This window comes from Embleya sp. NPDC008237 (genome assembly GCF_042956465.1).
In the GTDB taxonomy this organism is placed as follows: Bacteria; Actinomycetota; Actinomycetes; order Streptomycetales; family Streptomycetaceae; genus Embleya.
This window is the reverse complement of the sequence record NZ_JBIBGL010000026.1, coordinates 47,603-71,821: the sequence shown is the minus strand read 5'-3', so window position 1 is coordinate 71,821 and position 24,219 is coordinate 47,603. Positions and strand designations below refer to the sequence as shown.

General features: G+C 71.3%; 20 protein-coding genes and 2 pseudogenes. 11 read left to right on the top strand and 11 right to left on the bottom strand.

Annotated features, from left to right (window positions below; translation table 11 throughout):
• The first annotated feature begins 257 nt into the window (after positions 1–257).
• From ACFZBU_RS43255 to ACFZBU_RS43245, 3 genes and pseudogenes are all read left to right on the top strand, one after another.
• The gene (locus ACFZBU_RS43255; RefSeq protein ID WP_391589289.1) at positions 258–1,793 is read left to right on the top strand and encodes a serine hydrolase domain-containing protein; all 1,536 of its coding nucleotides are present in this window, start codon (positions 258–260) and stop codon (positions 1,791–1,793) included.
• Between the two features lie 44 nt (positions 1,794–1,837).
• Positions 1,838–1,993: pseudogene (locus ACFZBU_RS43250) on the top strand (IS5/IS1182 family transposase); the annotation flags it as partial.
• Positions 1,994–2,239: 246 nt separating this feature from the next.
• On the top strand, positions 2,240–4,228 hold the full coding sequence (locus tag ACFZBU_RS43245; RefSeq protein WP_391589288.1) for a hypothetical protein: 1,989 nt from the start codon (positions 2,240–2,242) through the stop codon (positions 4,226–4,228).
• 532 nt (positions 4,229–4,760) lie between these two features.
• Here the strand turns inward: ACFZBU_RS43245 and ACFZBU_RS43240 are convergent.
• Positions 4,761–5,678 (bottom strand): DUF6891 domain-containing protein, encoded by a 918-nt coding sequence (locus ACFZBU_RS43240; RefSeq protein WP_391589287.1) that lies wholly within the window; start codon positions 5,676–5,678, stop codon positions 4,761–4,763.
• Positions 5,679–5,745: 67 nt separating this feature from the next.
• Positions 5,746–6,735 carry an NAD(P)H-dependent oxidoreductase gene (locus ACFZBU_RS43235; RefSeq protein ID WP_391589286.1) on the bottom strand — a complete coding sequence of 330 codons (990 nt, stop codon included), beginning with the start codon at positions 6,733–6,735 and terminating at the stop codon, positions 5,746–5,748.
• Positions 6,736–6,904: 169 nt separating this feature from the next.
• Between ACFZBU_RS43235 and sigJ the strand changes: the two genes are divergently transcribed.
• From sigJ to ACFZBU_RS43215, 4 genes are all read left to right on the top strand, one after another.
• Positions 6,905–7,852, top strand: coding sequence for an RNA polymerase sigma factor SigJ (gene sigJ / locus ACFZBU_RS43230; RefSeq protein WP_391589285.1), 948 nt, complete (start codon positions 6,905–6,907; stop codon positions 7,850–7,852).
• A gap of 441 nt (positions 7,853–8,293) precedes the next feature.
• Positions 8,294–8,509, top strand: a complete 216-nt coding sequence (locus ACFZBU_RS43225; RefSeq protein ID WP_391589284.1) for a hypothetical protein — start codon at positions 8,294–8,296, stop codon at positions 8,507–8,509.
• A gap of 12 nt (positions 8,510–8,521) precedes the next feature.
• Positions 8,522–8,743: a hypothetical protein gene (locus ACFZBU_RS43220; RefSeq protein ID WP_391589283.1), complete on the top strand. Its 222-nt coding sequence runs from the start codon at positions 8,522–8,524 to the stop codon at positions 8,741–8,743.
• Between the two features lie 352 nt (positions 8,744–9,095).
• Positions 9,096–9,377: a hypothetical protein gene (locus tag ACFZBU_RS43215; RefSeq protein ID WP_391589282.1), complete on the top strand. Its 282-nt coding sequence runs from the start codon at positions 9,096–9,098 to the stop codon at positions 9,375–9,377.
• Between the two features lie 169 nt (positions 9,378–9,546).
• Here ACFZBU_RS43215 and ACFZBU_RS43210 read toward each other — a convergent pair whose 3' ends face one another.
• From ACFZBU_RS43210 to ACFZBU_RS43185, 6 genes and pseudogenes are all read right to left on the bottom strand, one after another.
• Positions 9,547–9,717, bottom strand: coding sequence for a hypothetical protein (locus ACFZBU_RS43210; RefSeq protein ID WP_391589281.1), 171 nt, complete (start codon positions 9,715–9,717; stop codon positions 9,547–9,549).
• Between the two features lie 314 nt (positions 9,718–10,031).
• A complete protein-coding gene (locus tag ACFZBU_RS43205) occupies positions 10,032–11,063 on the bottom strand; it encodes a LacI family DNA-binding transcriptional regulator (RefSeq protein ID WP_391589280.1) in 1,032 nt (343 codons plus the stop codon).
• A gap of 158 nt (positions 11,064–11,221) precedes the next feature.
• On the bottom strand, positions 11,222–13,453 hold the full coding sequence (locus tag ACFZBU_RS43200; RefSeq protein WP_391589279.1) for an RICIN domain-containing protein: 2,232 nt from the start codon (positions 13,451–13,453) through the stop codon (positions 11,222–11,224).
• Between the two features lie 480 nt (positions 13,454–13,933).
• Positions 13,934–14,259: pseudogene (locus tag ACFZBU_RS43195) on the bottom strand (sugar phosphate isomerase/epimerase); the annotation flags it as partial.
• A gap of 111 nt (positions 14,260–14,370) precedes the next feature.
• Positions 14,371–15,318: a hypothetical protein gene (locus ACFZBU_RS43190; protein WP_391589278.1), complete on the bottom strand. Its 948-nt coding sequence runs from the start codon at positions 15,316–15,318 to the stop codon at positions 14,371–14,373.
• Positions 15,319–15,587: 269 nt separating this feature from the next.
• Entirely contained in the window at positions 15,588–16,304 is a 717-nt protein-coding gene (locus ACFZBU_RS43185) for a DUF3152 domain-containing protein (RefSeq protein WP_391589277.1), read from the bottom strand.
• 639 nt (positions 16,305–16,943) lie between these two features.
• On the opposite strand from ACFZBU_RS43185, the gene ACFZBU_RS43180 reads away from it, so the two are divergent.
• Both ACFZBU_RS43180 and ACFZBU_RS43175 read left to right on the top strand, forming a co-directional pair.
• Complete coding sequence (locus ACFZBU_RS43180; protein WP_391589276.1) at positions 16,944–17,480, top strand: hypothetical protein; 537 nt, start codon at positions 16,944–16,946, stop codon at positions 17,478–17,480.
• Between the two features lie 251 nt (positions 17,481–17,731).
• Entirely contained in the window at positions 17,732–18,592 is an 861-nt protein-coding gene (locus ACFZBU_RS43175; protein ID WP_391589275.1) for a hypothetical protein, read from the top strand.
• A gap of 314 nt (positions 18,593–18,906) precedes the next feature.
• Here the strand turns inward: ACFZBU_RS43175 and ACFZBU_RS43170 are convergent, their stop codons facing one another.
• Entirely contained in the window at positions 18,907–19,131 is a 225-nt protein-coding gene (locus ACFZBU_RS43170; RefSeq protein WP_391589274.1) for a hypothetical protein, read from the bottom strand.
• A 437-nt stretch (positions 19,132–19,568) separates the two neighbouring features.
• Between ACFZBU_RS43170 and ACFZBU_RS43165 the strand changes: the two genes are divergently transcribed.
• Positions 19,569–19,787 carry a hypothetical protein gene (locus ACFZBU_RS43165; RefSeq protein WP_391589273.1) on the top strand — a complete coding sequence of 73 codons (219 nt, stop codon included), beginning with the start codon at positions 19,569–19,571 and terminating at the stop codon, positions 19,785–19,787.
• A gap of 394 nt (positions 19,788–20,181) precedes the next feature.
• Here the strand turns inward: ACFZBU_RS43165 and ACFZBU_RS43160 are convergent, their stop codons facing one another.
• Entirely contained in the window at positions 20,182–20,946 is a 765-nt protein-coding gene (locus tag ACFZBU_RS43160; protein ID WP_391589272.1) for a hypothetical protein, read from the bottom strand.
• Between the two features lie 25 nt (positions 20,947–20,971).
• Positions 20,972–21,103 (bottom strand): hypothetical protein, encoded by a 132-nt coding sequence (locus ACFZBU_RS43155; protein WP_391589271.1) that lies wholly within the window; start codon positions 21,101–21,103, stop codon positions 20,972–20,974.
• Positions 21,104–21,370: 267 nt separating this feature from the next.
• Between ACFZBU_RS43155 and ACFZBU_RS43150 the strand changes: the two genes are divergently transcribed.
• On the top strand, positions 21,371–23,908 hold the full coding sequence (locus ACFZBU_RS43150; RefSeq protein ID WP_391589270.1) for a hypothetical protein: 2,538 nt from the start codon (positions 21,371–21,373) through the stop codon (positions 23,906–23,908).
• Positions 23,909–24,219: the final 311 nt, after the last annotated feature.

The window sequence follows — 24,219 nt, the reverse complement described above, 5'->3', positions numbered from 1 at the left end:
GGCGGTGGGCGTAAGGGGAACCGGAGAGGTATCCGAGTCCTCCCACGTGAGAACGATGCCGCTCGAGACCCCGCTTCCTACTCTCGTCGAACGGGGGAGCGACGCGCCCGCACCCGGGGTGCGACGTCGCCGGGACGCGTCGCGTGTGGACGCCGTGTTCCCGGAGCGACGGCAAGACGGTCGTCGGCGTCTTCGGGCGCGCACGGTCCGGTCGCTTCCCCCGCCTGCACGACCGACATCGATCGAGAGGCAGATTCGTGACCCACCCTCCCCGGATCCCTTCCTCGGCGGAAGCCGCCGACGGCACCCGAAGCACACCCACCCGGCGCACCGTGCTGCGCGGTTCGCTGGCCGCCGCCGCGGTGGCGGGCACGGCCGGAGCGGCGGTCGTCGGCGCCGCGCCGGCCGCGCACGCGAGCGACGCACCACCGGCCGAGGCGGAGCTTGCGGGCGAGACGTCCGCCGCCCGGCACTGGCGCTCCAGGCTTGCCACGCTGGCCGCCCGACACCAGGTGCCCGGCGCCTCGTTGGGCATTCTGGCCGGCGACCGGGTCGTCAAGGTCGCCGCCGGTCTGGCCAACGCCGACGACCGCATCGAGGCCACGCCCGACACGCTCTGGCAGATCGGCTCCATCACCAAGGTCTGGACCGCCACACTCGCCATGCGCCTGGTGGACGAGGGCACAATCGACCTCGACACTCCGGTCGTACGCCACCTGCCCGAACTGCGACTGCCCGACCCCGACCGGACCAGGCGCCTGACGCTGCGTCACCTGCTCGCCCACACCAGCGGGATCGACGGCGACGTGCTCCCCGACACCGGACGCGGCGACGACTGCCTGGAGCGGTTCACCGCCCTGCTCAAGGACGTTCCGGCGGTCCACCCGCTGGGCCGCGCGTACTCGTACTGCAACGTCGGCCTGATCCTCGCCGGCCGGCTGATCGAACGTCGCACCGGCACGACCTGGGACACCGCGCTGCGCGAACGCGTGATCGCGCCGCTGGGCCTGACCCGCAGCCACACGCTGCCGGAGGACGTGCTCGCGCATCGCGCCGCCGCCGGTCACACCTCGGGACCGGACGGGCGGCCGCGCGTCGATCCCACGTGGATGCCTCGCTCGCAGGGCCCGTGCGGCATCGTGTGCTCCAGCGTCGGCGACGTGCTCGCCTTCGTCCGCCTGCACCTGAACGACGGCCTCGGGCCCGACGGCACCCGGCTGCTGTCGGCGCGCGCCGCCGAGGAGATGCGCTCGTTCCAGACGGCCACGCCCAACACCCCGGACAACGGCGAAACCCGCGGCCTGGGGTGGGCCCGTTGGGACTGGGACGGTCGGGCGGTGTACGGCCACGACGGCAGGACCCAGGGTCAGTCGTCCTACCTTCGGGTACTGCCCGACGCCCGTCTCGCGGTCGTTCTGCTGACCAACGGAGGCGACGCCCAGGCGCTCTACCACGACCTGTACCGGGAGATCTTCACCGACCTCGCCGGCGTCGCGCCCCGCCCGCCGCATGGCCCCGACGGCACCAGGCCACCGCACGACGCGGGAGGCTACCTGGGCCGTTACCAACGCGTGGGGGTGCTCGAAGAGATCCTCGAACGCGGCGGTGCGCTGTTCCTGCGCCGGACCTTCACGGGAGGTACTCCCAGCGAGTTCGAGCTCCACCCCGCCGGTCGGGACCTCTACGTCCACCGCTTGCCCGGCGTTCGCGACTGGGAGCCGCTCAAGTGCTTCACCCTGGACGGCACGCGTTACGTGTGCCAGAGCGACCGGGTGCTGCCGCAGATCTCCTGACGCCGCGCACTCCTGATTCCGGATGACCGCTCGGGGCACGACACCGGTTCTCCCGGTGGGAGGCGGACGGGACGTGGTCCGTGCTGTTCGAGCACGTGCGGGTGCGTGACGACGCGGTCGGCCGGGTCGACTGGTCGGTGTCGGTGGACTCCACGATCGTCCGCGCCCACCAACACGCGGCCGGCGCACGGAAAGGGGGTTGCGGACGGGGATACCCGAACGTGCCGGGGCGGGCGCGGCGCATGAGTTGGTGGAGGGCTTGCGTGAGGTTCACCTCGTGGATGTCGGCGTCGGGGTGGGGTGGGGTGTATGCGGAGGTGGGGACAAAACGGTGAACTCCCAGGAGTGAACGGGCGGGTCCGACAGCGGCGGGCCCGATACCGGCGGCTCCGACGGCGGCGGGTCCGCGCCGCCGGGCCCGGTCCGATCGCCGGTATCGTCGCGGGGTGAAAGACGACGAGAGCGGGCGGGTGTCCGCGGCCGATCTGCTGCTCGAGTACACCGACGCGGCGACAGCCGCGCGGGCCCGCTTCCGCCTCGGGCTGTCGACCGTCGCCTCCGACGTCGAAACCGGTGTCCCCAACGCCCCGATCGGCGCCGCGGCGCGCGGCACGCAGTCGCCGCCGGCCGGCGCGAGCCCGGACCCGAGCACCCCATGGGCGGAACGGCTGCGGAACCCCGAGACCCGCGTGGACGGCGCGGCCCTCGACGGACACTCCCGCAGCGACTGGGACCTGGTCGCGGCCGAACACCTGCGCGCGCCATACCGCGACGAGATCGCCCGGCAGTTGGTCGTCCACCCCGACTGCCCGACGGACGCCGCCCTCGTCCTGGCCGCCGAGTCGCCGTTCGACGTCACTATGGCGCGCCAGGGCACCGCGTTCAGCGCGGCGCTGGACCGACGCGTCCTGACCGCCCGTCAATTCGCCCTCGAGGGCAGACCCGCGTGGCGCGCGCTCACCACCCTGACACGGCACGCGCGCGCCGTGTACGCCGAGCCCCGCATCGCACCACTCGACCGCGTCGTGGACGAAGCGGCCCGCATGCTCCCGGGCCCCGACCCGGCCGCGTGGGCGTGGCTGGCGCGCCACGCGCCGGACTACCCGGGGACGTTCACCGAGTTGTGCGCGGACGCCGCAAGAGCCGCCGGCCCGGACCAGGCAGCCGCCGCAGCGCCCCTCGTAGGGTCCGATCCGCCCGACCCCGACACCGCCCACGCCATGTCGCGGCGTTGGGGCCACACGTCCCCGCTCGGCCTGCTGGGCCGGCTCCCGCCCGAGGACGCCGCCGCCGTGCTCGCGGTGCTGCCCTCCGACGTCTGCGACGTGTTCAGGCGGGTCAACGAGCCGCTTGCCGGCCACGTCGTCCTCGCGCTGATGCGGGACCCGGAGATCGACGCGGGCGCCCTCATCGGCCGCCTGATCCCCGACCGGGAGACGGTGGGCGTGCTGCTCGCCAGGCACGACCGGCACATCAACGCCGTGCTGCTGGCCGAGTCGTCGGACGCCGCGACCCTGTACGCGGCTTTCACAGCGACCCGCCGCGACGCGTCGCCCCGCGTGCGGCTGACGGCATTCGACCGCAGCCGGCTGAACGGGTACCGGGACGGCTGCCTGGAGGCGGTCCACGGCCATCACACCGCGTTGCTCCGCACGGTGCTGCGCCGCCGCGCCGACGACCTGGGCCCGGCGGGCGTGCTGCGGGGGCTGGTCAGCCTGTGGGAGGCGCAGGGCCGGGCGGCGCTGCTCGACCCCCGGCTGCGGTCGCTGCTGCGCAGCACGCCCGCCACGCGGCAGGCCTTGCGGTGGGCCCTCAACGCCCCCGACGGCCTGGCCCGATTGCGCGCCGAAACCCTGCGCCACGAGCATCCGGACGAACTCGTCGCCGCCATCCGCGAACGGCCCGCCCGCGCGGCGCGGTACGTGCCGGACTCGTTCTGGCCCGCGGCCATGGCGGCCCACGAGCACGATCCGCTGCCCCGCGCGGCGCTGCTGCTCCTCGCCCGGCATCCGTCGTGTCCCGCCGAACTGCTCCGTCGGGCCGCGGACGTGGACGATCGGCTGGCCGTCGAGTTGGCCGCCGGCTCGCGCGAGCACGCGCTCGCGGCACTGGCCGGGCCACTCCCGCCCACGTCGAGGCAGGCTCGCCTCGGACTCGGCTGGTTCGGCAACGCTCTCGCCGACGAAGTGCTCTCGGTCAGGGAGTTCGTCGAACTCGGCCACCCGGCGGCGCGGTTGCTGGAAGCGCTGGCGGACCTGTCCGGCGTCTTCCCCGACGGCCACGCCGAAGCCTCGGCCATGATCGCCGAGCACGCGCGGGCGACGATCGGCGGCGACCCGGAGGCGTGGGCGGTGGCCGTGATGTTGTTGCCGGACTTCAGCGGGACGGTGCCCGAACTGCTCGCGACGGCAGCGGCGGTGGCCGCGTCCACGTGACCGGGACTCCCGGCGCTCCCGGGGACACAGCGCCGGGACGACCAGGTGGTCGCCGGCACTGCGCCTCAACCACCTCCGGGACCTCGGACCTCACCAAGTCCAGGTGTTCCGGAACCCCGTCGGCGTCGCGGAGTTGTGCCGAGGCGCGCTGGTTCCTCTGGTTCCTCTGCCCTCCGGTTCGTCACATCGACACGATTGTTGTGACCCGGGTCGCCGGCGCGCGCGGTTGTCATTCGACCGGGACACGTCTTTGGGCAGTCCAGGAGGTGGTCGGACCGACCCCGGCCGGTGGCAGCACGTTTGCCTTGTCGGCCGATGGTGACAAGCAGCGCGCCGATCCGGTGACGACCAGCGTGCTTCGTCGGTAGGAAGTCACAGCTCGGGGCGCGTTGTTCGGGACGACTATCGTGCTTCGGCGCATACGGGTGACAGCGGGGTGTGGCGTTGCCGGCCTGGTTTGTGGCGGTCGGGGCCGGGCGCGAGGGCTGCAGGAGGGTGTCCAGGCCGCTTCTCGGCGGGCTCGGCGGTGTTGCTATCCGACCAGGCGGCGGCGCCAGTCCAGAGGGGTCACGGTGATCGCCCGACCGGGGTCGCGGTCCCATTCGGCGGTCAGGCCGGCCGCTTCGAGCGCGGCCACGACCTCGTGGCCGACGGCTGCGGTGGTCTCGGGCGAACCGTCGAAGCCGCCGTAGAGCAGCGTCAATCCGTGGCCTGCCGCCGCCGAGTCCGTGCACTGGGTGTGGAAGTAGACGTATCCGCGGGCGCCGGGCCTGCTTTCGCCGGCGATCTCGGAGTCGCCGCAGGTGCGGCAGCAGGTGAAGTGCTCACGGGCGGTGATGCCCGCCTCCCGAAGGACGGCGAACGCGCGGGCAAGCCGTTCGGGGTCGGTCTCGCCCTGCCACTCGGCCTGCTCCGCGACGCGCTCCACCCACAACCGATCGGCCAGCGCCGTCCCCTGCTCACGCGACACGGGCCGACGATCCCCCGTGACCAGGTACTCCTCGGCAAGCTCCGCCAGTTGGGCGCGGGAGGCGTACCCGCCGACCAGCACTTCGCGAACCCGCCTCTCCAGCAGCTCGCACGCGCTTTCGTCCAGGTCGAGCGGCGGCACGTCACGTGACGGCCCCATGTCCAGCACCGACCAGGCCAGACCGGCGGCCCAGCCGGATTCCTCGCGGGCCCAGCCGGTCATCGCCGCGATCACGGCCTCGGGGTCGGCGACCGTCACCTGGAAGTGTCGGTCGGCGGCGCCGTCGCGGTGCTCCAGCGTGTAGTCCCCGCCGGCCTCGTGCCAGACCTGGGCGAAGACGTCCGGCAGGTCGGGTATCCGCTGGACCACCAGGAATCGATCACCGTCACCGCCGATCCGCCGGACCAACTCGGCCAAGTCCTCGGCGGACACGCGGACGTACCGCCCCCCGCTCTCCGTCCCCACCACGATCTCCGGCATGCGCAGACTCTGACACAACCCCCTGACAACGACGCACCGGCCCGGGAGCCGCACGGGCCCGCAGGCGTCACGGTTCGAGGTCGACGACCCCCCTGCCGCCCGGCATGTCCAGCGGTACGGAGACCTGGTCGTGCGTGATCAGCCAATCGCCGTCGATCTTCCGGAAGCAGAAGGTGACCCGGACCCACATGCCGCCCACCGCCGTTCCGTCGGGCAGTGTGCCGCTGAGGCGACCGAAGGCGTGCGTGAACGCCACGTCTTCGCCCACCGTGGGCATCAGGTGGCGCAGTTCGTAGGTCACCTCCCGGAAGAACGTGAACACGTTCGCCCAGTTCGCGAGTTTCGCGTCGATCCCCACGTGCCGGAGCGGCGGATCGATGTCGAAGGACACGACGTCCGTGGAGTAGTGCCGCCTCAGGCCCTCGAGGTCCTTGGCCCGGATCGCGTCGATGATCTTGCCGATGTGGTGGCGGATCGCGGCTTCGTCCGTCTCGCGCTGTGTGGGCGTGGCCGTCCGTCCTTCCGTGCTGTGGGTGACGACGTCGTCCAGCAGTGTGTCCAGGGCGCTGACGTGGTGGGCACCCGGGGTGAGTGTCGCGTCGTCCTCGAAGTCGGTGTGCAGGGACAGCGAGACCTGTGGGGTCACGGCAGACATCCGAAGCAGCTCGCACACTGTCCGCAGCTGCCGGGCGGCGCGCGTGCCGCCCCCACCGCCGTAGGAGACGAACCCGACGGCCTTGTGGGTCCACTCCGCGTACAGGTAATCGATGGCGTTCTTCAGGACGCCGGGGATGGAGGCGTTGTACTCCGGGGTGACCATGACGAATCCGTCGAAGCGGGCGATGGTGTCCGCCCATGCCCGGGTGTGCCCGTGCCGATACCGCCCGGCGAGCGCGGGCAGCGGCTCGTCCAGGTGCGGCAGCGGGTGGTCGAGCAGGTCGATCACCTCGAATTCGGCGTCGCCGCGGCGGGCCGCCCGCTCGTGAACCCACCGGGCGACCCGGTCGCCCTTGCGGCCGGGGCGGGTGCTGCCGATGAGTATTCCGATCCTGGTCATCGCCGTCTCCTGAGGTGTCCTACCCGGGCTCTCCGGGCCGGTGGTGTCTTCGAGTGGTACGACGACGCGGCCCCGCGGAACGTCAGGAGGAGTCGCGGACCTGACAATCGGACGTGCTCTCTCGTCGGACCGGTGAGGGACGATCCGAACTTGGGGAGCCACCGAAACCATGACCGATCACGCGGCATCACGGCACGACGAGTCCGACGCGGGCTTGGGTGCGATCATCGGCGAGCGGCGGCACCTGATCGGTCTCGCCTACCGGCTCCTCGGTTCCCTGGTCGAGGCCGAGGACGCGGTCCAGGAGACCTACACCCGCTGGTACGCCATGTCCCGACAGCGGCAGGACGCCATCGACTCGCCCGGCGCCTGGCTGACGACGGTCGCCACCCGCGTGTGCCTGGACCTTCTCGGCTCGGCACGTGTGCGGCGCGAGCGCTACGTGGGCGAATGGATCCCGGAGCCGCTGCCCGGGCGGACCGACTGGATCGGCGGGCGCCCGGGTACCGCCGCGACCGACCCCGCGGACCCGGCCGACCGGGTCACGCTCGACGAGTCGGTGAGCATGGCGTTTCTCGTCGTCCTCGAATCCATGACCCCGGCCCAACGGGTCGCACTCGTCCTGCACGACGTCTTCGGCTTCTCGTTCGCCGAGATCGCCGAGATCACCGGCCGCACCCCGGCGGCGTGCCGCGAACTGGCCTCCTCCGCCCGGCGCCGCGTACGAACCTCCCGACCCGTCGAGACCCAGGCGGCCCATCAGGCGGGCCTCGTCGCGGACTTCAAGCGGGCGTGGGACGCACAGGACATCAACGCCCTCGTCGGCCTCCTCGCCCCCGGCGCCACCTTCACGGTGGACGGCGGCGGCGTGGTCGCCGCCGCGCTCCACCCGGTCGAGGGCGGCGAGGGGATCGCGCGCTACCTCACGGACCTCGCCGTCCGGGCATCCGGCGGCCTGATGGTCCTGGAGCGCACGGTCAACGGCCGGGCCGGTCTGGTGATCGAGCACGAGGGCGTCATCGTGGCGGTGTACGCGTTCGACGTCGCGCACGACCGGATCACGCGCATCTGGGCCGTGCGCAACCCCGACAAACTCCACCCGTGGACGGCGGGCTGACCGCACGATCGGTTCAAAGTCGCGGTCGGTGTGGGAAGTCGCCGCTCCCAGCGTGTCGACGATCGTGCGGAACGCCGTGCCTTCGACGTCGAAGCTGCGGTTGACGTCACGGCTGCACCCGGCCTGCGGCGGCAGCTCGATGGAATGGCACCTGTCGTTGATCGCGATGGACGACTCGGCACCGCCCGACGACGCCGAAGGTTGGGAAGGCGACCGGGGACAAAGCCCCCGTGACGGGCTGCGCCATGCCGTGTCGCTGCGCCGTTGGTTGTCGATCCGGGCGAATGGTGGTCAGGTATGGGACGACGTCCTGGCCGACGACCGAAAGTGGCGAGGGTGGTCGCGTGCGCGAAGCGGCCTTCGGGTCGGGGATAGGAGATTCGGGGCGTGGAGGAAGCGTGGGCCGTGCGGGACAGAGTGAAGTGGGATTTCATTTTATTCGTGGGAGTGGGTCCTCTGCGGTTCGGTATGACGTTCGACGAGGTGCGGGCTGCCCTGCTCGACCCCACGTCCTACATCCCGGGGCGATGGATGGAGTTCGACGATCTCGGCGTCTCGCTGTACTTCGGTGAGGGCGCGTCGGGACTGTGCGCCGTCGCCCTGCACGCGGAGCGGGGCCCGCAGGTTCGCATCGGGGATGTCGACCTCGTGGGTTAACGTCCGTCCAAGGTGGCGGAGCAGGTCATGGACCACGCGGAACACAACGGCATGGATATTCGCTTCACCCTCGAGGGGGACACCGCGATCGAGGCGTTGGGCCTGGTGATGCGTTCTCGGCGGTCCGTGGACGTGCTCAAGACCCGGCCGGTTCTCGTGGCACGGGAGTGGGCATCCGGTTCCGCGGACGAGGTCTACGGGGAGATTCCGAAAATGGAATGGGACAGAACTTGACCTGATCGTGGGTGCTTCGGGAGCAGCGTGCGCCGCGACCCCTTGTGTTCGCTACACGACGAGCCGTCATCCCCGAGGACTCCCGAACGGGTCCGGTCACTCCGCTTCACGAACTGCCGAAGTCCTTTGCGTGGGGCGGGATTCGCCCTAGGGTTTACCAGAGCACCGCCACCTCTCCGCCGGGCGCGCCCCGCACGTCGCGTGCCTCGGTCCATTCGATCGGTCGCGCCCCGACCAGGACGCCGGCCCCGCCGAATCGGGCTTTGCCGCGCCCGGTGCCCGAGCCCTCGGCCGGACACGTACGTCACGGGAAAGCCACGGGAAAGTCACGCGGAAAGAGGACGCCTCCGCCATGAGCAACTCAGACAGCTCCGCCGTCCGGGTGGGCGCCTCCGTCGCCGCCTCGCTCTGGGTCGCGGCCGTCGTGGGCGAACTCGTCTACGCTCTGATCCGGGCCGACGACACCTCCGTATGGGGACTGTCGAACGTGTACTTCGGCGACCGCAGGACCGATATCGCGATATCCGTCGACGTGTCCGCGGCCCTGTTGTGGCTCGGAGCGACCATCTTGTTCACCGTCCTCACGGCCATTGCCCGCAGCGGGGGTGCCACCGGTGGGCACGGGGAGCTCTGAGGCACCGCCCGCGCATCGCCCGCGGACACGACCCCCCGATGCCTTGCCGACGACTCGGGCGCGGCGCTTCTCGCCACGAGTACATGTCGCCTGCGAACGCCGTCGCCTCCGGTCCCGGCCGGCGCGCCGATGCCGGAGCCCTCCACCTGGGGAGGCGGGCCCTTGGCGGCTACTTCTTGGCTCGCTCCGTCCGCGCCACCAGGTACCGCCCGTACAACTCGCGCCCCCCGAGCACGACAAGCGGCGCCAGTCCGATCAAAACGCCCACCCACGACATGGACATGGCCAACACCACCACCAGCAACGCGCACGCGATCACAGCGGTCGTCGTCGTATTCATTTCGCCCCCTCACAACAGCCCCAACGGCTGTCAACCGTCGAACAGTACGGCCGACCACCAGCCCAAGCCAGTCGCGGAGGCCACCACGACCCCGCCGTCGCCGCTTGACGTCGCGCCGTCGGCCCCGACCCGGAGCACCGCCGTGCCCGGGCGCACGCCGCACCTCGGTGACCCGTCCGGCCCGTCGCGCGCCCCCGCTCGGCCGGTGGGGCGCGGAGGGATTCGGCGGCTACCGCCGGCTCTCTCGGGGACAGTGCAACCGGCGTTCGACCACGGGACCGGTCGGGGTGCGGCTTCGATCGGCGAGGCCGCGACTACGCTCCGGGTGCCGGTCCCGTGCTGGCTCGTACCACGAGCGCCGGTTCCACCGTGGCCGGTTGCTCCGGGGCCGACGGGTCGGCGATGTGGCGCAGGAGGTGGCCGACCGCGAGGGCTCCCATCTCCTCGAACGGCTGGGCCACCGTGGTCAGGGACGGCGAGCAGTACTCTGCCAACGGGATGTCGTCCACACCCACCACGGAGATGTCCGCGGGCACGCGCCGGCCGAGTTCGTGCAGGGCGCGGATCACCCCGAAGGCCATCTCGTCGCTGGCCACGAAGACCGCGGTGACGTCGGGGATCTTGCCCAGGATCAGGCCGTTGCGATAGCCGGAGGCGGGCGACCAGTCGCCCTCCAACACCGGCGGTGCCGACCGGCCCTCCTCCTCCAGGGTCGCGAGCCAGCCCCGCGAGCGGCTGGCCGCGTCGAGCCACTCCTGCGGCCCGGAGACGTGCCAGACCGTCTCGTGTCCGAGTTCGAGCAGGTGCCGCGTGGCCAGCCGGGCCACCAACTGCTGGTCGACGGCCACCACTTCGGTCGCCGCAGTACGCGAACCGTCGACGGTGATGGTGGGCACCGCGGAGGTGAGCTGTTCGATGCGTCGGCTGACGTGGATCAGCGGCACGGCGAGGATGACGCCCTCGACGTGTTGTTCGGACAGCCGAACGAGCGCGGCTTCGATCGCGGAGGTGTCCAGCGAGGCGGTGGTGGCGGTACTCACGGTGTAGCCGGCCCGGTCCGCCGCGCGTTCGACGCCGACGGTGAGCGCGGTCCGCGAGTGGAAGCCGGTCTGTAGCGTGACCACGCCGATGGAGCGGCTGCGGCCGGAGGAGAGCACCCTGGCCGCGTTGTTCTTGCGGTAGCCGAGTTGATCCACGGCGACGAGCACTCGCGCGAGAGTCGCGGCCTGGACGTTCGGATGGCCGGCCAGCGCCCGGGAGACGGTCTGTGCGGAGACGCCCGCGACCCTGGCGACATCGGCCATCCCGGGAGGCCGGGCGGTGTGGGATGCGCCGTCGTTCGCCATGGGGCTCCTTCCCCGTCGAGCCGCCTTGATATCGATGCCAGTCGATCACAAACGGGATATCGATACAAGGCGGCCCGACCGACCCCCGGATTGGGATCGATGACATGCACGGGCGGCGGGGACGGACCTCGCCTGGGTGTTCCCTAGGCCGGATCCGGTCAGGTGATCGTCCACCGCTGGAGCGGGGATCGAGCGTCCGATTGCTGCGTCACCGGGGCGCCGTTTGCGGCGGAGGCGGTGGTGAGTGAAAGTCCGCTGCGCACGGAAGCGACGATGTAGGTGCCGGTGGGTTGCCTGGTGACGGTCCAGTGCTGATTGTCGTGGCCGTTGCAGGTCCATTGGATGATCCTGGCGCCGGCCGTGGTGGAGGCGCCTTCGACGTCGGCGCACAACCCGGATTCGGCGTTGGCCAGTTCGTAGGAGCCGTCGCTCTGCCGGGTGAACCGCCAACTCTGGTTGAGGCCGGCGCCGGCGGCCCAGGTGATGAGTGGGGTGCCCGCGGCGGTGCTGTGGTTCGGGTCGTCGAGCGCCTTGCCACCGGTGGTAAGGGTGTGGATGCCGTCCAGGGAACCGGGCCCGGTGCCGATGGCCGTGATGGTCAGGGTCTGCTCCGCGGCGGTGCGGCCCGCCCCGACGGGGTTGCCGGTGGTATCGGTCCAGGCCCGGACCGGGGTCGTCTCGGCGAGTCGGCCGGTCGTGGCGGAGAGCCCGATGACCAGGCCGCTGTAGCGGTTCACCAGCTTGTAGGTGCCCGCGGCCCCGCCGTTGCCGGCGGAGGTCGTGGGGATGACGAACCACTGTTGGCCGACGGTCGGCCCGCCGGCGCCGGCCGGCGTGACGGTGGGTGCGGTTCCCCAGGCACGGCCCGCAGCCGGGGTGCCGGGTACGCCGAGGAGTCGGCCGGTGGCGGCGTTGGTGATGCGGTAGGAGCCGTCACCGTTGGCCGCGAAGCTCCACGCGTCCAGGTTCGATCCATCGGAGGCGGCGAGTGAGGTGGTGGCGGATCCGCCGGATACCTGGGCCAGGACGCGGTTGCCCCCGCTGCCGATGCGGTAGGTCTTCGCGGGGTCGAACGGCGGGACGGCGGGCGCCGAACCGGCGATGGCGAGGTTGACGTACTCGCCGGAGGAGCCGGCGGAGCAGCCGAAGGAGCAGTAGGAGCGGAAGTCCTTGCCGACGATCGCGGAACCGGTCTTGCTCGTACCGTCGAGGAACCAGCGGTACCACGAAGCCGTGTGGTAGCCGCCGGTGTCGCCGATCAGCGTCCACTTCTGGGTGGCGAGGTTGTCGGTGGCGTAGAACTGCTGGGGCGCGTTTCCGCTTTGGTCGACCGCCTGCGGCTGCCCGATGTACAGACCGAGGTAGGCGTTGTACGTGATGTCCATGACGAACAGCGGCGAGGTCGGCGGGGCGGTGCCGGCCGCGACCTGCTGGGCCACCGTGCCGGTGTTGGCCGGGTCGTACTCCTTCGACGCGGGCGTGTAGCCCGTGGTGTCGGCGGAGTTCACCGGCACCATGTTGCTCTCCTTGCCGCCCACACCGGGTTGCGACCAGGAGCCGTCGTACCACTTCTGCCAGGAACCGGCCGCCATCTTCCCCGAGATGGGTGCCCGGGCCACGTGGGCGTAGAACGCCTTCCAGCCGCCGTTCTTGTCCACGGCGCGCGAGCCGTAGAAGGCGTAGAAGTAGCCCGAGGCGGTGTCCACGTACAGCCGTTGGTCGCCGTCGCCGTAGTAGTAGGTCTGGTTCGGGAAGGCGGCGGTGTCACCCCGCTTGGTGCTGTAGGGGGACGTGATGGCGTGGTCCTTGATCGTCCACGTCCGGCCTCGGTCCCGGGAGATCGCGTAGTCGATGGAGTCGTAGTGGACGCCGTCGCCGAAGGGTTGCGGACTGAACTCGTTGTGGACCAGCCCGTACCAGTCGCCGGTGTCCGGATCGACCCACATCCCGGTCAGGTCGCAGAAGTTCCGCTGCGAGTAGCCCGAAGCGCCGGGCGCGTAGGTGGACTCCACGCCGGTGGGGCTGTTGTTGCAGAGGGCGGTGGTATCCGGATTCGTGCCCGCGTTGCCGATCGCATCGGAGAAGGCGGCCGAGTCGAAGTCGGTCCCGGTGAAGAAGCTCCACGCGCGGTCCTGGGTGGCGCCGTAGAGGGAATGGGCCTGCTGGAAGTAGAAGGTGCCGTCCTTGTCGATGTACGGGTTGGCCGGGGTGTCGTCCGGGTGCGTCCACGAGCCTTTGGCGCCTACGGTGACGGAATATGTGGCGGAGGACGGGGCCGCCGTCGGCGAAGTCCTGTCCGTTGGCGAAGCCGTCGTCGTCGGCGCGCCGACGCCCACGAGCGCCAGGGCCGTGCCGAGGACCGCCACGATGATTCTTCCGGGAGGTGACATCTCTCTCCGTTCTCCGACGACCTGCCGTGCTACGCGTCGACAGGGCATTCTGATATCGATAACAGAGCTGGGGATCGGTCGTGACGGCTTGGAAAGGCCGGAACTCCGAGTAAATCGCGAGTATGTCGTGCCGGCGCTCGCGCGCCGATGTCAGGCACTATGGCAGAGGATGTTATCGATGCCAATGCTCGCGAGGAGACTGCTTCCGGCGCGCGCGGGCACGTGCCGGTCGGAAGCCGCCGGTCCGCCGCTCCCACCACCGGAGCGGCCCGGTGGTCGGGATACCGCCTCGGTCGGTTCGTTCGAAGGCCGGGCCGAAGGAGGCGAAGGGCCGTTCCAGGTCGAAGCTCCCGAGATGGACAAGAGCTCCGGCGCACGCCGCAGGCGGTCCGCGCCCGCGCCCTCCCACACGACGGAGACGGGGCCTCGCAGCCGATGGAACCCAGTCCTGGAAGCGGTCCTCGACCATGGCCCGGTGGCGGGCGGAAACATGGCGACCAGGTGCCGGATGGCCGAACCGGTGAAGCCCACGACGGTGTCGACGTCGAAGGCAGCCGGCGCCCGCGCGGTGTCCGCGATCTCGGCCGCGGCACGCCCCCGCACGCCCTCGGGCCGGCCCTCGCCTCGATGCGCGCGCGGGCAGGATCGCCCGGTGCCGCCCGTCGATGAGTGCGTCGCATACGGCCCCGGCCGACCAGGGGGTTCGAGATCGCCCGGCGCTGTGGGTCGTACTCGGCGAGCAGCACGCGCCCGGAGGACACGGACGCGGAATCGGCGATGGCCCTGTCGCTCTCGAAGTGGCCGCCGACGAGCGTACGCGCCGGGCGTATCGGGGGTCCGAGGCGGTGGGCAATCTTTCTCGTGCCGACCGCCCGGAACGGGTCGTCGTTCCGGGCGGCGACGTGTGGGGACGGGTGCTATGCCTTCGATCGGGCGGGCTCGGCGCCGGCCGCCTGCTCGATGATCACCGCACCGGGCTTCGACGTGACCGTGCGGGCGTCTCGGCGGCGGGACATCGTGGCGCGGGGGCGTGGGATCGACGCCAGGCCGGAGAGCGCGATGCCTCGCGTGGAGACCTGGAACCCGCCGACGCACAGGACCTGGAGTCGGGCACCCTCTCCCGGCGCGGCGGGAAGCTCCATCGTCGCGGCCGAACGCCCACCCGGTTCCAGGCGGAAGTGCTCCCCGGGCAGCGGCTTCCCGGGGCCGCCGTCCACATCGCCGGGAGCGAGCCGGAAGTACATCGCCGTCGGGGCGACGGCTCGCGGATCGGCGACCGTCGTGATCTCGAGGACGGTGGAGCCGGCGCGGGCGCCCAGGCGGGCGTCGATCTCGGGACCGGGCTCGCCGTAGGGGTGGTGGGCGGTTCTGCCGCACGGCCGGCAGGACACGGTGACCCGGTCCATGACGCCCGGGTAGAGGCTGGTGTACACCACCCGCTCGCCGGCGTTCCCGCAGCGACCGCAGGGTTTGGCGGGGCCCACTCGCACGACCTGGTGGGTCGCGATCAGGGCGTCGCACAGGTGGTCGAACCACCCCGCGTTCTCGACCAGACGGGCCAACGCGTGCGCCCAACGCGCCGCGTGGTCGCCCAGCTCCTTCGCGAGCGGGCCGTCCGTCGTCTCCGTGGCGCCGGCACGTACGGCCGAGAGGATCGAGGCCTGCGCCTCGTCGTTGTGCAGGCGCATCGCACGCAGCGGTCTCGCACCGGGATCCGTGGTCCGGTTGCGGAGTTGGGCGTCCAGGTAGTGGTGGATCCGGTCCACCGTCGCGATGTCCTCCAGCCACGACGCGATCCGTGTCGTGGATGCCGTGATCGTGACAGGCTCGCCGTTGAGCCTGTCACCGTGATGAGTGACGGTCACTGTTCCTCCGAGAGTGAGGCGCGGGTCGCTGCCCGGCCGATTGCTCGGAGCCTGTCCACGCTTCGACGACGCTGTCGAAGGACAGGCCCCGAAGCCGGTTCACCGCCGGTGCGGTTCGCCGGTGGGGCTGACCAACCCCGCCGACCATCCTGCGCGAGTGTTCCGCGTTTGCCCAGGGGTCGAGGTCGCGAGACTGCGGGGGTGGGGCCGACAATCCCGGGGCCTGGTCCGTACCGGAACGGTTTCCTCCGGTCGGACGGACCGTTCGCCTACGGGCGCGGCCACGGATTGGGCGTACACGTGGCGCCGCCGGTGACCAGGGTCAGCGTCTGCTGCATCATCACCGGCGCGGGGGCGCCCGCGCGGTCGCACGTCTCGTGCATGTGACCGAGCCGATGGCCGACTTCGTGGTTGATCAGCATGCGTCGGTAGTTCGCCAGGTCGTTGCCATAGGTGGTGGATCCCGTCGCCCACCGCCACGCGTTGAGCATCACCCGCCGGGTGGAGGCGACGTTGCACGAGACGCGTTGTTCGCCGGTGTCCAGCCCGTCCTTGGCGCACCACGTGTTGACCGTGCCGGTACTGGCGAGGGTGACGACGAAGGAGGATTCACCCGAACTCACCCGTTCCAGGGCGATGGTTCCGTCACCTCCCCAACTGCGCGTGTCGTTGAGCGTCTCGTGCACGGCGCGCGCGAGATACTTGGCGTCGATGGACAGGCCCTCCTCGACCTGTATGCGATAGCGCAGTACGCGTGCCCCGCCCCTGGCCGCGTCGTGGCCCGGAACGGTACGGAATCGGCCCGAGAGCGCGAGGTCGGCGGATATGTCCGAACGCGCCGCGAGCCACTCCTCGTACGGGCGGGTATCCGCGACGCCGGAGAAGTACTTCTCGTCCTTCTCGTCCGCGGGTCGGCAGGCGGTCGTGGCCAGGAGCAGGCCGGATGCCATCAGGGCGGCGAGGAGCGACTTGAGGGCCGAGTTCACGATGGGTCGGGCTTCCCGTCTGTGTGGTCTGTCCCGCCCGTCGCGCCGCGTGGGGTGCGTAGCGTCGTCGGACGGCGAGCCGGTGCTCGGGGCCAAGAAAAGCAGTTTCCGCTCATGTGAGCGAATGCCTCACCGGCAAACGGATCGCGATCACCGCAGGCCCGCCGGCCGCGGGAGTCAAAACGTCGCCCCGCTGCCCCGCTGCCCCGCTGCCCCGCTGCCCGGCTGCCCGGTCGGCCCGGCGGGTGTGCGGGCGATCAGGAGCGCCTGGGGCCGCGGGTGTCTGACCAGGGCCGTCGAGCGCACCGCCCATGCTCGCGGTGGAAGCTGTCGGATCCGGAGTTGGATGGCGGTATGCACGGGTGCGGCGCGGTGGACACACGGACGAGGCGGTACCACGTACGGCAGCATGTACGTGACCGGCGCCCGGCGCGTCGACGGGAGACGGATGCGACACGAAGGCGAACACGGCGATCAGTGGGGCATGTTCGGTTTCGCCTTCCCGGCGATGTACCTCGGCGCGGAGATCTTCCTCCGCGGTAAGCGAAACCCGTTCGAGAGGGGAACCGGCTTGCGAGACGGCTGCTACGTCCGGCGATTCGGATGCTGACCGGCACGCGCCCGGTAGGCGTACAAGTCGTGACGACGACCGTGCTCACCGCACTGATCCTCGCCGCATCGACCGGGTGCGAAGAGGTCCTCCCGTCCACTCCGTACTCCGAAGCCGCTCTACGCATCGGCCCGGAGGGCCGAGCCGAGGTCTTCCTCCTCTCCTGCTCGCCTGCCGGCATCGGAAGACTCGACGTCTTCGACGTGACCGGCAAGAACGTCTGGGACCCGGAGACCACCCCGAGGAACTGGTCGATGGAACTCCCGACGGGTGGTCCACCGATCAGAACCGTGGTCCTGGGCCAGACCCCGGACGGAGCCCGCGAAGCCATCCCGTACCGCCCCCTGGAACCCGGCCGCGATTACCACATCTCGGCCGGAATGCCAGGCCATGACGGCGGCGGCTCGATCGAACTGACCCTGGCCGACCTGACCCACGCCGGTTCCGTCCGCTACCAGGGAAAGAACCTCACCGAAGACCGATTCCGTAAGGCGGAGACCAGGGCCTGCAAGGCAAACAAGGCTGCTGCCGGTCCTTCCGCGCTGCCGGCTTCGAGGCTCGGATAGCCGCGTCCAACGGCCACCGAGCCTGCCGCGTCCGACGCGGAGTTGCCACCGAGGCCGGACCACATTTCGGTGTTGTTCGATGCGCCACGACTGCCGGCGGCGTCTCGCCACGTGGTGACCGGCGGGTGACGAGCGTTGCGACCGGATGGAACTCGACGATGTGGGACCCGAGATCCGCTCGTGCCGACGCATGGGACGGGCGTACTTGCCTGCCGCTCGCTCGGGTGACGGACGGCCCGTAGGGTCGGGGGATGGGCGGAGGGCACGCACACCATGTGATCGTCGATCGGGGCGGCCATCGGGTCTGGTCCCAGGAGCGCGGCGCGTCGCGCTTGTACGCCGACCTTCTGCGCGGTCCGGTGGAGTTCCCGCGTTTCGTCCGGACTCTGCCGGGTGGCACGCCCGACTTCTGGATGAACTCCGTGTGGTGGCAGGGCGTTGTGCTCGTGGACCTGCCTCGGCGCCGTCTGTTCGTCCACAGCACGGCGGAGATCGCGCCGAACTTCGGGTCGCCGTGCGACCTGCTGGAGGTCCGCGCCTGGCTCGGCATGCTGCGTCGGGCGTGGTCGGGGTGGGAGGTGGCGTGGATCGCCCGTGGTCTGTACGAGGTCATGGACCGCCTGGGCCTGCCGTACTCCACCGTCGCCTACTTGGACGACCCGCCGCGCGGCCTGGCTCGGCAGTGGGCGCTCGCCCCGACCGAGGACGACGATCCCGGCCGGGTGGGACGGGTCCTGTGCGCGATACGCAGCCGGGACGGAGTGTTGTCCTTCGCGGGCTCCTGGGCCCACGACATGGCCGACCACCTGTGTGCCGGGCCGGACGCACACCTTCGATCCCAGCACGACGTCGTGGACTTCACGGTGCTCGAGTCGGTCCCGTGGTCCGGCCTGCACCTCGATGCGCCCAACCGTCGCCTCGACTGGTGGTCACTGGACACACCCCTGGATCCCGCACGGCTGCCCCAGGCGTGGGAGGGCTGGACCCTGACCGACCACTGCGACGCCTACGAGGACGTCGTCCGGCTCATCGGACCCGAACTGCTGATCGACGCAGGCGACGAACACTCCGCCGCACGGCGTCTCACCGAACGCATCACCCTTCGGCGGTGATCCGTTACGGCGGCCGTTCGGGGCCCTGATTCGATTGCGAGGGCCTGTCCCGATGCGCCCGCGCGGTCCTAGGGTGTCCGGCATGGTCTCGGGGGAGAACGGGCGTCACGGTCGGGTGAGTGCAGCGGTGGGGAAGATCATCGAGGTCTTCTTCCTGCTGCCAAGCGTGCGAATACCGTGGTCTCCTCAGGTCGTGGGTGTGGGGCAGGAACGGTGAGGCGGCGGTTGGTGCCGTGCTGTGTCCGGCCGGTCGTCGGCGTGTTCCCCCCGGGGCCGTCCCGCGGGGGGACACGCCGGCGTTCGGGTGCCGGGGGTCAGTTGCCCAGTCGTGCGCGTAGGAGTGTCTTGGCCTGTTCGGCGCCCTTGCGGCTTTCGCCCTGGGCGCGGCGGAAGAATTCGGCGAGTTCGTTGTCGCCGGCGCGTTCGGCGTCCTGGATGTAGGTCTGCAGGCGGAGAGCGTTGCTCAGGCATGCCTCGGTGAACCAGATGATGTTGTAGTCCCTGTCCTTGGTCCCCGTGATGTCGCCTGTCTCGCTCATCGGTGCCTCCTGTGACGGGTTGTCGGTCGGGGTGTCGGGTGCCGCTACCCGGGTCGTGTCGTGCCGAATCGGGTTCCGGCCGGGACACGGGCCGTGACCGGCGGCGCGGGCGGCCGTTCTCCGGGGGGCGGGGAGCGGGAAACTGCACACGCTGCTCCCGGACGTCCCGGACGCGGCCGCGTGCGCGCGGGTCTTCGGTGAGATCGCCGACCGGACCGAGGGCGGGCCACGGGCGATGGTGAACAACGCCGGGGTCGTGGTGATCGGCGCCCTCGCGGCGGCTTCGCTCTCGCCGACGCTTCGGGGCCGCGGGCCGGGACGAACCCGGCTTTTGGGCGTGCGCGGTGATGGACGGGTGGATTGCGGTTGTGGCGGGCGGTGTGGCGGGTACGGGCGTGAGGCCTTGCGCCAACCGTACTTTCGGGAAGAGGGCTTCGATGATCAAGACGCTGCACGACAAGGGTCTGCGTTCCGAACACGCCTATATGGCGGGTTTCGCCTCGATCGGGTTGTCGGTGTTGTCCTGGATGGGGTCGATGAAGGTCGAAACCCATGGTGTCGACCGTGCCGACCGGTGGGGTCTGTTCGTGGGCGAGTGGGCGCCCACCTTCTTTGCGATCGGTGTGGCTCTCAAGCTCGAGGAGGATCGGGACTGAGGACCGGCCGGACGCCCCGCGAGTGGGTGTCGGGCCCTTCCGGCCGGACACCCACCGACGCGGGCGGGGCACGACGGCGGGCCGCCTCGGAAAGGGGCTCCCGGTGCGTGCGATCGCACCCCGCGGGCGGGAGTCGTGATCCCGCTGTGGCATGGGACGGGACGCGTGGGGGCGTGGCGGCGAAGACCAGGCCGGGAGGGGACCAGCCCCGATCGGGGAGGCGAAGCGGTTTCCCGACAGCTTGGTACAGGGGCCGGACGGCCCGACGCCGGGCGGGAAGGCCGGCGCCGGCGGAACGTAACCGCCGGCCGTGGCCCCGGAGTTCTTGGGGCGACGACTTCGATTCGCGGCGCGGACCTGCGGGGCGCCCCGGGGATGCCACGACCGGGGGTGGTCAGGATGCCGCGGCCGCGGGCCAGGCTTTGGGGGAGCGGTAGTGGTTGCTGTGGCCGCCTTCCAGGACGGTGCGCAGAGTTGCGAGGTCGGGGGTCTCCGGCGGCAGGCGTAGTTCGCGCAGGATCGTGAGGGCGGGGTCGACGTCGAGGCTGCCGTAGAGGTCGAGGTAGCTGCCTCGGAGGGCCTTGAAGAGCGCGGGGTGCAGCTCCGGGAGTCGGGTCGCGGCTTGGTAGGCCGGGTGTTTGATCGGCCAGGGCACCGGACCGGAGCATTCGAGGACGCGGCGGGTGCGGCGCAACAGCGGCTCGTCGCGGTCGTGTTCGCCCGAAGGGTGGCGCAGTCGGGGAAGGTCGTTGCCCAGGACCTCGGCGAAGGCGTGTTCCACCGTGCTCCTGTCCTCGAACCAGTCCACCCACAGGGAATAGGCGACCGCCTCGTACGCCCGTTCCGCCTCCAGGCGGGCGCGGTATCCGGCCCAGAACACCTCGGCGGGGGCCGGGTCGGTCTCGTGCTCGAGGGCGAACCCCATTTCGCAGGTCACCCAGTAATCGTCCAACAGATCCAGGAAACCGAACGCGAGCCGCAGCCGACCCGCCCCGTCCAGGTCCGGATCCGTCATGGCCACGCTCGTCCACCGGTGGGCCAACTCGTTTCCGGTCATCGGCGCACCGGGCGTCTCCGCGTCCAGCCACATGCCGTCCCCGACGGCCGTGACCCCGGCGGCCACAAGCCATTTCCGCGCACACTCCGCGTCATCGTCCATCCGCCAAGTCTGCCGCCCCGCGCGTTCAGGTTCTGGTGACCGGGACGAGGGGCAAGTACGTGATGCCAAGGATGTTGCGGTAGCCGTCGACCCAGGACGACCGCCGGCGGTCGACGCGTTCGCGGGCCTCGGCGGCGAGTGCATGGTCCGGGTTCATGGCGAGCCAGAGTTCCGTGTCGTGGCGGTAGCCGGACTCGCCGGGCAATCACCGCACCCGTGTGGGCCGATGCCACGATCGCCCCGTACGGCCGTTCGACCGGCCGTACGGGAGCGTTCGACGGCCGGTCGATAACAAGTCGTATTTGGTCATGATGTAACCAATAGGAAAAACCGGGTCCAGTCCGCACTGTTCGCCGCCCTACCCTGATCCACGGCCCGGCCTGACGGCTCGTCAGGCCGTCCGTCGATCCGAAGTGGAGAACCAGTGCCCAAGAGCCCGCGTCCACCCGCTTCCACCCGTCAACCCACTCCGGCCCGCCCGTTGCGCGCCGCCACGGCCGTCCTGCTCGCCACCGTCCTGGTGATGTTCGGCGTGGGTGCCCCCGCTCCGGCCGGCGCCGTCGACACCCCGTCCACGCTGGTGAAGAGCGTTCGGAACGCCACCCACCCGGGGGCCGCGGCCGCCGAGCACGGGGACACCCTCGACTGGACCGTCCGCTACCGGAACGCAACCACCGGCGACACCCCCGCCCCGGCCTCCGTCACCGACCACCTGGCCGGCGCGGGCGGTGCTCAGACCTACGTGCCCGGCTCACTGCGCGTCCCGCCCGGCTGGGCCGCGAGTTGGTCCACCGACGGCAGCACCTTCACCGGCACCGACGCCGGGGCGGCCACCACCGCGGTCCGCGCCGAGAACCCGCTCGCCCTGGCCGGCGGCACCTCGCTCGCCACCCTGGCCCTCGGCCCGGTGAAGCCGACCCCGCAACCCACCGGCGGCGACGGATTCACGCCCGTGCTGCACCGCACGGCAAGCGGCGAGATCGAGTCCTGGAACATCTACCACCACGCGGCCCCGACCGCCCCGCAGGCCGTCTGCGTCAACCTGACACTGGGTCAACCCTGCGCCGGCGGCCCCTGGCCGCGCCCGCTGAACACCACGCCCGGCCCGCTCGGCAGCGGCGCCACCGGCAACATCGGCAGTCCGCTGACTCCGCAGTATGTCCTCGATCCGCTCCACCCGGACCAGTTGCTCTACCCTGCGGTCACCGCGTCCGAAGTCGGCGTCGGCTGCCTGGACCTCGCCGCGCACGCCAACTGCGGCTTCGTCCCGTTGGCCACCATGGGCGGCTCGCCCAGCAGCGCCAACAACCTGGCCGGCCTGGTCCGGGTCGGTGACAGCCTGTACGGCGTCGCCAACACCGGGCAGGTGCTGTGCCTGACCCTGGCCACCCGCACCGCGTGCGCGGGCCAGCCGTACGCGCCGATCGTCGCCGCCAACCACGATCTGCCCAGCACTCCCGCCGCCCTCTACCTCGGCGGCCTGACCACGGTCGGCAGCCGGGTGTTCGCCTCCTCCTCGCCGCAGGGCGGTGGCTCCACCGTCTCCGGTCCGCCCGTCCTCGGCTGCTTCGACACCGCCACCGCCGCCACCTGTGCGGGCTGGACGACCGCGCACACCGCCGGCCCGAACAGCGCCTACTACACCTACGACGTCTTCGCCTCCTACGACACCGCCGGGCACGCCGACGGCGTGTGCACCAGCGCCTCCGGCGGACCCAACGTCCTGACCACCTGTTACGGGCTCGACGGCTCCGCGCACACCGCGCCCGCCACCCTGTCCTCGTTCAACGGCAGCACCCTGACCTTCAGCCCCGAGACCGTCACCACTCCCGCCGGGACCCGCAGCTACTTCCCCGCCTGGGGCGGCGGCCTGGCCGGTGGAACGATCTGCCACGACTGGACGGCCGCCGCACCCTGCGCCGGCTTCCCGCTGCCCGCCACCCACCCCGGCGTCAACGGCGGCGCCACCCGCGACTACGGCTACACCTACGACGCCACCTCCCGCTGCCTGATCGGCCTCGGCGACGCCGGCTACCTGTTCTCCCTCGACCCGACCACCGGCGCCAGCCCCTGCGTGCACAGCGGTGCCGCCGTCACGCTCAAGCCCGCCGACTTCTACTGCGACGGCGGCAGCGGCAACATCCAGGGCTACACCCGGGCCCGGCTGACCGGCCTCGACCTCACGCACGTCGACCCGGCCGCGTCGCGCGCGACCGTCACCGACCCCGACGGCACCGCGATCGCCACTCCCGGACTGGCCGCCGACGGCACCGTCGACCTGACCGGCGTCGATCCCGTCGCGCACCCCGCGATCACCGTCACCGCCCAACTCGTCCTCACCACGGCGGGCGACTTCGGCTCCGACAACCATCCCGCGCTGGTCGTCGAGTACCGGGGCGACCCGCCGCAGATCTGCTTCCGCACCACCGTCACCGCCGACTGCGCGACCACCTCGATCGGCAACACCGCGACCGGCACCGACTCGACCGGCGCGTTCACCTCCAACACTGTCACCACCGCCGTCGCGCCCGGCGCGGGCTGCCAACCCAAGGTCAGCGTGGAGAAGGAGATCTGCGGCTCCCCCGACTCGCACGACTGCGCACCCGGCGGACCCGGGCCCTGGGCGAAGACCAGTCCCGTCGGCCTGCTCGGCCTACTCGGCACCGCGCACTGGCGGATCACCGTCAGCAACGCGGGTCCGGTGGACGCCGCCTCCGTCACCGTCAACGACGCCACCACACCCGCGTGCCGGCAAGCCGCCGGCACCTTCACCCTCGCCGCCGGGAGCAGCCGTCGGGTCTACTGTGACTCCCTGCTGCTGGCGCTGCCGCTGAAGAACACCGCGTCCGCGAGCTTCGTCGCCGCGAACTCGCCCGCCGGCACCCCTCGCACCACCACCGCACCGTCCGCGGCGGTGGCCTGCTCGCTGCTGTGCATCCTGGCGGTGCCGGGCAAGGACTGATCCGCCTCCGCGTGCCCTCGACCCCTCCCCGCCGCGGCCGCCTGTCGGGCGGAGAGGGGTCGTCGGGGCCGAACGCACTCGGCGAAGTGCACCTGCGAAAACGCATCGAGCGCCGCCGGATGGACCACCGCGTCGCCCTGGGCGGCGATCCCGCACCGGTCCGGGGATCAGGGAACCGACTGCGCGTTGGCGCCGAGCCGGGTGCCGGTGGCCGCACGCGTACGTGTACGCGAGACCGACGAGGTCCGGTGGCAGGGGTCGGGTTCGCTGTTCGCATCCGCCGACCGCATGGTCCGAACGCCCCGCGTTCG